The following is a 9,096-nucleotide window of genomic DNA, read 5'->3' on the forward strand; positions in this document are numbered from 1 at the left end:
ACGTAAGATACTCCTTGCTGGCCTCCGGTTCAAGCGGCGCGGACTCCGACGCCGTTCCTAGAGCCAGAGGAAGGCCGGGACGGGTTTGAGCCTGTGCGGTCGAGAGAGAGCGCTGCGCGGGCTCGATCCCGTTCTGCTCTCCCGAGGTCTTCTTCATGAACATGATTTCTCCATTCGCCGCGGCTTCGGCCGCCGCGCTGCTTCCGCTCGCCTCCGACGCTGACACATCCGCTCCCGTCTTCGCGGCGGCGGGCCTGTTGCTCCCCCATCTTGAACGCGGCCAGCGCATCGACGCCGCCACGCTGCGCGCCGCGATGGAAAGCGCCTTCGGCGCATCCGACGCCACCGGCGCTTGGGACTGGAAAACGGCATACGAGGCCTGCGAGGCCGCAACCGTCCTCTTCCTGCGCAAGTACGGAACGGCGCTTTTCCGTAAAGCCGCGTCTCCGGCTGCTCGCCTTTCCGCTTTGACGAAAATCGCCAGCCTCCTTCCGACGCACACGCGCCGCTCCGAGGAAGCTCAGACCTTCCAGCAATTCTCCACCCCGATCCCGCTCGGCCTGGTCGCGGCAAATGCCGCCGCCATCACACCGGCCGACCGTGTGCTGGAGCCTTCGGCCGGCACCGGCCTGCTCGCCATCCTCGCCGAGATCGCCGGCGCCACCCTCATGCTCAACGAGCTCGGCGAGATGCGCGGCGGTCTTCTCTCTTCTCTCTTTCCGGCCGTTTCCGTCACGCGCTTCGACGCCGCCCAGATCGACGATCATCTCGATCCGGCCGTGGCGCCAAGCGTGGTGCTGATGAATCCGCCATTCTCCGTCATGGCCAATGTCGAGGGTCGCGTCGCGGATGCCGCCTTCCGCCATGTGGCCTCGGCGCTCGCGCGTCTCGCTCCCGGCGGACGGCTTGTGACGATCACCGGCGCCGGCTTCGCGCCCGACAATCCGGCCTGGGCTTCCGCTTTCGCCCGTCTGCAGGAGCGCGGCCGCATCGTCTTCTCGGCGGCAATCGACGGCTCGGTCTATGCCAAGCACGGCACGACCATCGACACGCGCCTGACCGTCATCGACAAGCTGCCCGCCGACGACCCGTCATCTTTTCCAGCTTCCCCCGGCGTCGCCTCCGACACCGCCACGCTGATGGGCTGGTTGGACGAGCTCCTGCCGGCACGGCCTCCGGTCGCTCCGTCCGTTGTCGTTCCTGTACCGGCCGTGTCTACGCCCCGCAGTGTACGCGGCTATCTGAACCGTGCTGCCAAAGCCGCTCCAGCCGCGCCGATGGCGGAGCCCGAGGGTCTGCCGCTTGCCTATGAGACCGTCGACTGGCAGGACGGCGAAGCAGGCCGGCTCTCCGATGCCATCTATGAGGAATACGGACTTCAAGCGATCCGTATCGCCGGCTCTCAGGCGCACCCGACCAAGCTCGTGCAGTCGGCGGCCATGGCCAGCGTCGCGCCGCCGAAGCCGAGCTACCGCCCGCGGCTCCCTGCCAATGTCCATGAGCTGCTCTCCGACGCCCAGCTTGAGACCGTGGTTTATGCCGGCGAGGCCCATTCCAACTATCTCGCCGGGTCCTGGACCATCGACGACACCTTCGATGTCGTCACCGCCGCGCGCGAGGATGCGAAGAACGCCGTCCGCTTCCGCCGCGGTTTCATGATCGGTGACGGCACCGGCGTCGGCAAGGGCCGTCAGTCCGCCGCGATCATTCTCGACAACTGGCTCCAGGGCCGCCGCAGGGCGGTGTGGATTTCGAAGTCGGACAAGCTTCTGGAGGACGCGCAGCGCGACTGGTCGGCGCTCGGCATGGAGCGATTGCTGGTCACGCCGCTGTCGCGCTTCCCGCAAGGCAAGCAAATCTCGCTGGCGGAAGGCGTCCTATTTACAACCTACGCCACGCTACGCTCCGACGATCGCGGAGAGAGGGTTTCGCGCGTCAAGCAGATCGTCGAATGGTTGGGCTCCGACTTCGATGGAGTGATCATTTTCGACGAGGCGCATTCGATGCAGAACGCCGGTGGCGGCAAGGGAGAACGCGGTGACATCGCCGCCTCGCAGCAGGGCCGTGCGGGCCTACGGCTCCAGCACGCACTTCCGAACGCGCGCGTCGTCTATGTCTCGGCGACCGGCGCCACCACGGTTCACAATCTCGCCTATGCCCAGCGGCTCGGGCTGTGGGGCGGCGAGGATTTTCCGTTCTCGACGCGCGCCGAGTTCGTCGAGGCGATCGAAGCTGGCGGTGTCGCCGCCATGGAGGTGCTGGCACGCGACCTGCGTGCGCTCGGCCTCTATACCGCCCGCTCGCTCTCCTTCGATGGCGTCGAATATGAGCTGGTCGAGCACACGCTGACGCCGGAGCAGACCCGCATCTACGACGCCTATGCCGGGGCCTTCGCGGTCATCCATAACAATCTCGACGCGGCCATGGAGGCGGCCAACATCACCGGTACCGAGGGCACGCTGAACAGGCAGGCGAAGTCGGCAGCCCGCTCGGCCTTCGAGAGCGCCAAGCAGCGTTTCTTCGGCCATCTGCTGACGTCGATGAAGACGCCGACCCTGATCCGGTCGATCAAGCACGATCTGGAGGAAGGCTATGCCGGCGTCATCCAGATCGTCTCCACCGGCGAAGCGCTGATGGAGCGACGGCTCGCCGAGCTTCCGACCGAGGAGTGGAACGACGTCCGCGTCGACATCACGCCGAGGGAATATGTCCTTGACTACCTTGCCCATTCCTTCCCGGTGCAGCTCTACGAGCCCTTCACCGACAGCGAGGGCAATCTATCGTCGCGTCCGGTCTATCGTGATGGCCAGCCCGTCGAAAGTCGTGAGGCGGTCGCCCGGCGCAACGCGCTGATCGAGAAGCTCGCCAGCCTGCCACCCGTGCCGGGCGCGCTCGACCAGATCGTCCAGCATTTCGGGATTGATACCGTCGCCGAGGTCACCGGCCGATCGCGCCGGATCATCCGAAAAACGAGCCCGGGCGGTGTCGATCGACTCGTGGTCGAGAACCGTGCGGCGGCCGCCAATCTCGCCGAGACGCAGGCCTTCATGGATGATCAGAAGCGCATCCTGATCTTCTCGGACGCCGGCGGGACCGGCCGCAGCTACCACGCCGAATTGTCAGCGCGGAATACGCGGCTGCGCGTCCATTATCTGCTCGAACCCGGCTGGAAAGCGGATGCCGCCATTCAGGGGCTCGGCCGAACGCACCGGACGAACCAGGCGCAGCCGCCCTTGTTCCGGCCGATCGCGACCGACGTGAAGGCCGAAAAGCGCTTCTTCTCGACCATCGCCCGCCGCCTGGACACGCTGGGCGCGATCACGCGCGGCCAGCGCCAGACCGGCGGCCAGGGTCTCTTCCGGCCCGAGGACAATCTGGAGTCGCACTATGCCCGCGATGCGCTGCGCCAGCTCTATCTGCTGCTGGTGCGCGGCAAGGTCGAGGGCTGCTCGCTCGACCGTTTCGAAGCCGCCACCGGCCTGAAGCTGATGGATTCCACCGGCATCAAGGACGATCTGCCGCCGATCACGACCTTCCTCAATCGACTGCTCGCACTCACCATCGAGCTTCAGGGCATCCTCTTCACCGCTTTCGAGCAATTGCTCAATGCGAAGATCGAGGGCGCTATCGCGTCTGGAACCTATGATGTCGGACTGGAGACGCTGACGGCGGAGCGGTTCACGGTGACCGACCGTCAGACCATCTACACGCATCCGGGCACCGGCGCGCAGACGCAGCTCCTCACCATCACACAGCGCGAGCGCAACCATCCGGTCACGCTCACTGCCGCTCTGGATCACCTCGGCGATCCCCGCGCGAAGCTCCTGATCAACGAGCGATCCGGGCGCGCAGCCGTCCAGATCCCGACCACCAGCGTCATGCTCGACGATGGCGAGGTCGAACGCCGCGTTCGTCTGCTCCGTCCGATGGAGGCGCACAATGTCCCGGTCCGGATGATGGGCGAGACCCATTGGATCGAAGCGGGCAATGATGTCTTCGCCGAGGCCTGGAATGCCGAGGTCGCGGAGGTGCCGGAATTCTCCGACTCGACCATCCATATCGTCACCGGCCTGCTGCTGCCGATCTGGAAGCGGCTGCCCAACGAATCCACCCGCGTCTATCGGCTCCAAACCGATGAAGGCGAGCGGATCATCGGTCGCAAGGTCTCGCCGGCCTGGGCCGCCAATGCAACCGCGACCGGAACGACTTCGCTCGCGCCGGACGATGCGTTCATGGCACTGATGGATGGCCGCACGATCCTCGACCTCGCCGAGGGTCTGCAGCTTCGCCGCAGCCGCGTCATGGGCGCCAACCGGATCGAGCTCACCGGCTTCGACGACACCATGCGCGAGCGTCTCACCGCCTATGGCCTCTTCCACGAGATCATCTCCTGGAAGCTGCGCATGTTCGTTCCGGTCGCTGACAACGGACCGGTTGTCCTCGCCAGGCTGCTCGACCGCTATCCGGTCGAGCGCGTCGGCGAACGGGAGGCCGCGTAATGGTGCGTCACGATGCCTCGGACCTCGCGATCCGTCTCGGCCGGCAGGCCGAGGCGGTGTGCCGCTATTACCTGTCCTCGGGCAACCGTGCCGGTCGCTACTGGGTAGTGGGCGATGTCCGCAACGCGCCCGGCCGCTCCATGTTCGTCCGTCTTACCGGCCCGGAAACCGGCAAAGGCGCGGCCGGTAAGTTCACCGATGCCGCAACCGGCGAACATGGCGACCTGCTCGACGTCATCCGCGAGACGCTGGGCCTGGTAGACTTCAAGGACGTGGCCGAAGAAGCACGGCGTTTCCTCTCTCTCCCGCATCCCGAACCGCAGGAAAGACCACGGAACGCTCATATCCATCCCGCAGCATCTGGGTCGCCGGAAGCGTCGCGGCGGCTTTTCGCCATGTCGCAGCCGATCAGCGGCACACTTGCAGAAACGTATTTCCGCAATCGCGGCATTACGGCTTTGCACGGAACCGGAAGTCTGCGCTTCCATCCGCGCTGCTATTATCGGCCTGACGAGCATTCGCCCACTGAGACCTGGCCGGCGATCGTCGCTGCCGTCACCGATCTTGCCGGGCGACAGACCGGCGCGCATCGCACCTGGCTCAACCCGGACGGCTTGGACAAGGCGCCTGTCGAGACACCGCGGCGGGCGATGGGCGATCTTCTCGGCCATGCGGTCCGTTTCGGGATCACCGGTGAGGTGCTCGCCGCCGGCGAAGGGATCGAGACCGTGCTATCACCCCGCATGGTCTTGCCCCATATGCCGATGCTGGCAGCACTCTCGGCCGCACACCTCGCCGCCATCCTGTTCCCGACGTCGCTGCGGAGGCTCTATGTCCTCAGAGATCGCGACCCGGCGGGGGACGTTGCGAGAGACAGCCTGATCGCCAGAGCTGAAAGCGTCGGCATCGAAGCCGTTGGATTGTCGCCAATGCGTGGGGACTTCAACCAGGATCTGCGCGAAGCCGGCGCCGATGCCTTGCGGGCGGCCTTGAAGGACCAGCTTCTTCCTGAGGATGTCGCCCGGTTCATGGAGGGCTGAGGGAGATCGGCAGGAGAAGACGCGCGCCGACCGTCCATCTTCACCTGCCGTCTTCGGACATCGGTGCGATTCCTGCCTGTCGTGGAGGCAGCGCCCACGGCCTTCTCGAGAGGGCGATCGGCCCACAAACGCGCCGGTCAGGCAATGGCCGCGTCCGGCTAATTTCCGCCGGCGAGGACGAGCCTCGCCTTTGCATCGCGAAGCAAATTAGCCGGACACGGCCATCAAGACCCTCGCGCGAGCGCGAGGACTGCCAGCCCGTCCCGCCCGTGGGCTTTCGACGCCTGCGAAGGCCGCGATGGGCGCGGCTTCAAACGAAGGAAGCACCCGATGTTGCACGAAGACGAAGATGCAGGTTTCGAACCGGTCCACACCTCTTCCCCCACCGATCATGTCCTCACCGAACTCCAGCTCTATGGCTGGCGCCCGTTTCAGGACGAAGCCGATCCGAGGCCGCTTCCCGAAGGCAATGCCGTCGCCGGCGCGGTCGCCGACATCTTCGATGCCCTGATCGTCACGCTGTGCGACACCCGCCTCGAACCCGACCTCGACGAATTGCTCTGGTCGACCGTCAATCTCTTCCACCGCGCCGCCAACCGGGTAGAACGCGAGCTCGACGACAACGAGCAGGCACAGCGCCGCCTTCAACGAGAACAGGATGGCAGCGAGGTGAAGTCCGTCGATCTGGAGCGCGTAACGGCAGAGGGCCAGACCCTGATCGAGCGGCGCAACAGCATGGAGCTCTTCCGCGATGTCGCCGCCGAGCAGTTCGAGCGCCACACCGGCACGCCCTGGCGTCCGCGCTCCGGCTCGATGGTCAACCATCGCAATCTGACCGCCGCGATGATCGACAGCCGCGACTTCCTTGCCGCAAAGCGCCGGGCGGAAACCGAGGTGATGCTGCCGGCCGGTCCCAAGGTCGCCGTCACCGGTGGGCTCGACTTCAACGATCACCGGCTGATCTGGGCGAGGCTCGATCAGGTCCATGCCAAGCACCCCGACATGGTGCTTCTGCACGGCGGTTCGCCCAAGGGCGCCGAACTGATTGCCGCGAAATGGGCGGATAACCGCAAGGTGCCGCAGGTCGCCTTCAAGCCCGACTGGACCAAGCACGGCAAGGCCGCGCCCTTCAAGCGCAACGACCAGATGCTGGAGGTCCTGCCGATCGGCGTCCTCGTCTTCCCCGGCACCGGGATCCAGGAGAACCTCGCGGACAAAGCCCGCAAGCTCGGCATCCCAGTGATGAAATTCGACGGCGGCGCTTAGAGCGCCGCCGCTCGGCGGTAGTTTAAGCCGCCGATACTTGACGGCGTAGGTCCCTCAGCCCAAGAATATCGTCTTGCAGAACCGGTTCGAAGCATAGTCGCAGGCGGAGCGATTCATCGGGCAGCCTGTCGTGATCTTTCCATTGATCATGTGGAGGTTCCCATGACGCTCATCCTGCTCGCCATCTCCCTCTCGATTGCGCTCTGCGTAATCGCTTTCAATTTCGCAACCTACGCTTTGCCCGTGATGGTCGGGATTGCGGCCTTCCAGCACGTCTACGCGACCGATGCCGGTTTCGTCATGTCGGGCTTGGCTGCCATCGGAGCCGCATTGCTCTCCGTCGGCCTGGTCATCGCCATTCTCGGCTTTGCCAAGAACCCGTTTCTGCGTCTCATTGCGCTTGCCGCCTTCGCCATACCAGCCTTCATCGCCGGCTATGCTCTTTTCCATGGCGTCGCCAAAAACGCCATCGACTCCGCCATCCTTCTCAACATGCTGTGTGGTACCAGCGGGCTGATCGTCGGCGTGGCGGCGATGGCCAATCTCAACGCCCTCGGCACGGTCGTCCTTTCGCGCTGACCCAACTGGATAGCTGATCCAGGTGGCCGGCACACAGACGCCAACGGTGCCAGGACACAGACGGGCAGCATCGTCGGCCAGCCCACGCTTTCGCCGCTTGTGAACCGCACACTCGGATTCCCTTGTCTGTTTCACAGGAATGACGACCCTCGCGACAGGTCCCAGCCGAGCTCTTGGTCAATCGGCAGCAATCGACCGTCTTGGAATAGGTGGTAACCGAGGCGGCTGGCGATCCCTCATACTTCACGGGCAAGCTGCCCCGATGCTCCGGCCGTTTAGGGATGCCGGTTCTCTTCAACCGGTGCCACCCGATAGCCCTTCGCGCTGAAGGCTCGGCCACGGACGAGTGATGGCCGCGAAGGGGACAGGCCGCGTGATGAATGTGGTGCTGCCGCCAGGGTAGTGGGGGGCGGATCCTTCGCAGTCCGTGTTGCGGATGAAGAGGAAGGTTCTGCTGGCTGTCCCCGTTCCAGTGGCTTCTTCTGAAGGACCAATCCCTCCTCCTGACTGATCCCCTAAGCCCGTTCGGTTTCTGACCGCAACCCGCGCGGCTCCGGACCGTGTTGGCGCTGAAGCGCCTGCCCGCTCCACTCCGGGCCTTACGGGTCAAGCTGACGCTCCGGCGTCAGTGCAGGCATCTCCCGACGGTCTTGGCCGGGCATCATCGGAGGGACGGTCCTTCCGAATGAAGCAACGGAGAACTACCATGCAGAACATCGTCATCCTCGCTGGCAACATCGGCCAGGACCCGGAAACCCGCACCACCCAAGGCGGCACCAGCATCACCCACTTCACGCTGGCCACCTCGCGCCCCCGCTACTCGGAAGGCCGTGTCGTCCGCGACGAGAATGGCTACCGGGTGCAGGACACCGAATGGCACCGCATCACCTGCTTCAACGGCCTCGGCAAGACGGTCCAGGAGCACTGCGAGAAGGGCATGAAGGTCCTGATCCGCGGCCGCATCCACTACACCAAGTGGACCGATCAGCAGGGCGTTGACCGCTACGGCTGCGAGATCATCGCCGAGACGGTCGACTTCCTCAGCCGGGCGAAGCAGACCCAGAACGACGACGGCAAGGTCATTGACGACGACGAAATTCCGTTCTGAGCGGGCGTCGAAGGCCCGGCGGCAACAGCCGCCGGGCAATCCTCATGGTCGCGGCTAGTGATCGGCACTAACGCAAGAGATTTCGGTGATCGCCCGCGTTTCCTCGTCGTAGGCCAAATTCATCCGATCCCGACCGAGATCCGACATCACGGCGCAGGTCAGCCTCACGATCCAGAAGATCGAGAAGAGCAGCACCACGCGCATAGCGGGCGCCAGCGACAGGCCGACGATGCGCGCCCTGTTGCGCTGATGGGACGGCAGCTTGTCCGCCAGCATCGCGATGAAGACCAGGTTGTTGATGCCGAGAACGACTTCGAGAACGATGAGGGTGACAAGGCCGATCCAGATACTTGAATCTGCCGTCGGCGCGATCATCGTGCGCGGGGCTCGCTTGGCGTGCGACCGAATCAGTCGGGGTTCATTTTCTTGCTGACAGGGCCTCAAACGCCGATTCTGGGTCGCTTTCCCAATCAACTCCGACTATAATAGATGGGGTATTCGAGCGCTCCTGCACAGCAACTTCGAGCCTGGTTGAAACATTTAGGAGTTTCACCGGCACCATGCGGAGCTAATCATCTAGTCGCCATAAAACCCCAATGTCAGA

6 protein-coding genes are annotated in these 9,096 nt (G+C 64.6%); 5 read left to right on the forward strand and 1 reads right to left on the reverse strand.

Annotated features, from left to right (window positions below; all coding sequences use genetic code 11):
* Positions 1 to 155 precede the first annotated feature (155 nt).
* From ACFSGJ_RS14940 to ACFSGJ_RS14960, 5 genes are all read left to right on the forward strand, one after another.
* A complete protein-coding gene (locus ACFSGJ_RS14940) occupies positions 156 to 4,499 on the forward strand; it encodes a strawberry notch-like NTP hydrolase domain-containing protein (protein WP_183318944.1) in 4,344 nt (1,447 codons plus the stop codon).
* Entirely contained in the window at positions 4,499 to 5,539 is a 1,041-nt protein-coding gene (locus tag ACFSGJ_RS14945) for a DUF7146 domain-containing protein (RefSeq protein WP_183318942.1), read from the forward strand. The genes ACFSGJ_RS14940 and ACFSGJ_RS14945 overlap by 1 nt, the downstream gene beginning before the upstream one ends.
* Positions 5,540 to 5,869: 330 nt before the next feature.
* Complete coding sequence (locus ACFSGJ_RS14950; protein WP_183318940.1) at positions 5,870 to 6,805, forward strand: DUF2493 domain-containing protein; 936 nt, start codon at positions 5,870 to 5,872, stop codon at positions 6,803 to 6,805.
* Positions 6,806 to 6,967: 162 nt separating this feature from the next.
* A complete protein-coding gene (locus ACFSGJ_RS14955; RefSeq protein WP_183318938.1) occupies positions 6,968 to 7,384 on the forward strand; it encodes a hypothetical protein in 417 nt (138 codons plus the stop codon).
* Between the two features lie 706 nt (positions 7,385 to 8,090).
* Entirely contained in the window at positions 8,091 to 8,492 is a 402-nt protein-coding gene (locus tag ACFSGJ_RS14960; protein ID WP_183318936.1) for a single-stranded DNA-binding protein, read from the forward strand.
* A 54-nt stretch (positions 8,493 to 8,546) separates the two neighbouring features.
* Here ACFSGJ_RS14960 and ACFSGJ_RS14965 read toward each other — a convergent pair whose 3' ends face one another.
* Positions 8,547 to 8,867, reverse strand: coding sequence for a TerC family protein (locus ACFSGJ_RS14965; protein ID WP_183318934.1), 321 nt, complete (start codon positions 8,865 to 8,867; stop codon positions 8,547 to 8,549).
* Between the last annotated feature and the right edge of the window lie 229 nt (positions 8,868 to 9,096).

Source organism: Halodurantibacterium flavum (genome assembly GCF_042681825.1).
Taxonomy (GTDB): Bacteria; Pseudomonadota; Alphaproteobacteria; order Rhodobacterales; family Rhodobacteraceae; genus Halodurantibacterium; species Halodurantibacterium flavum.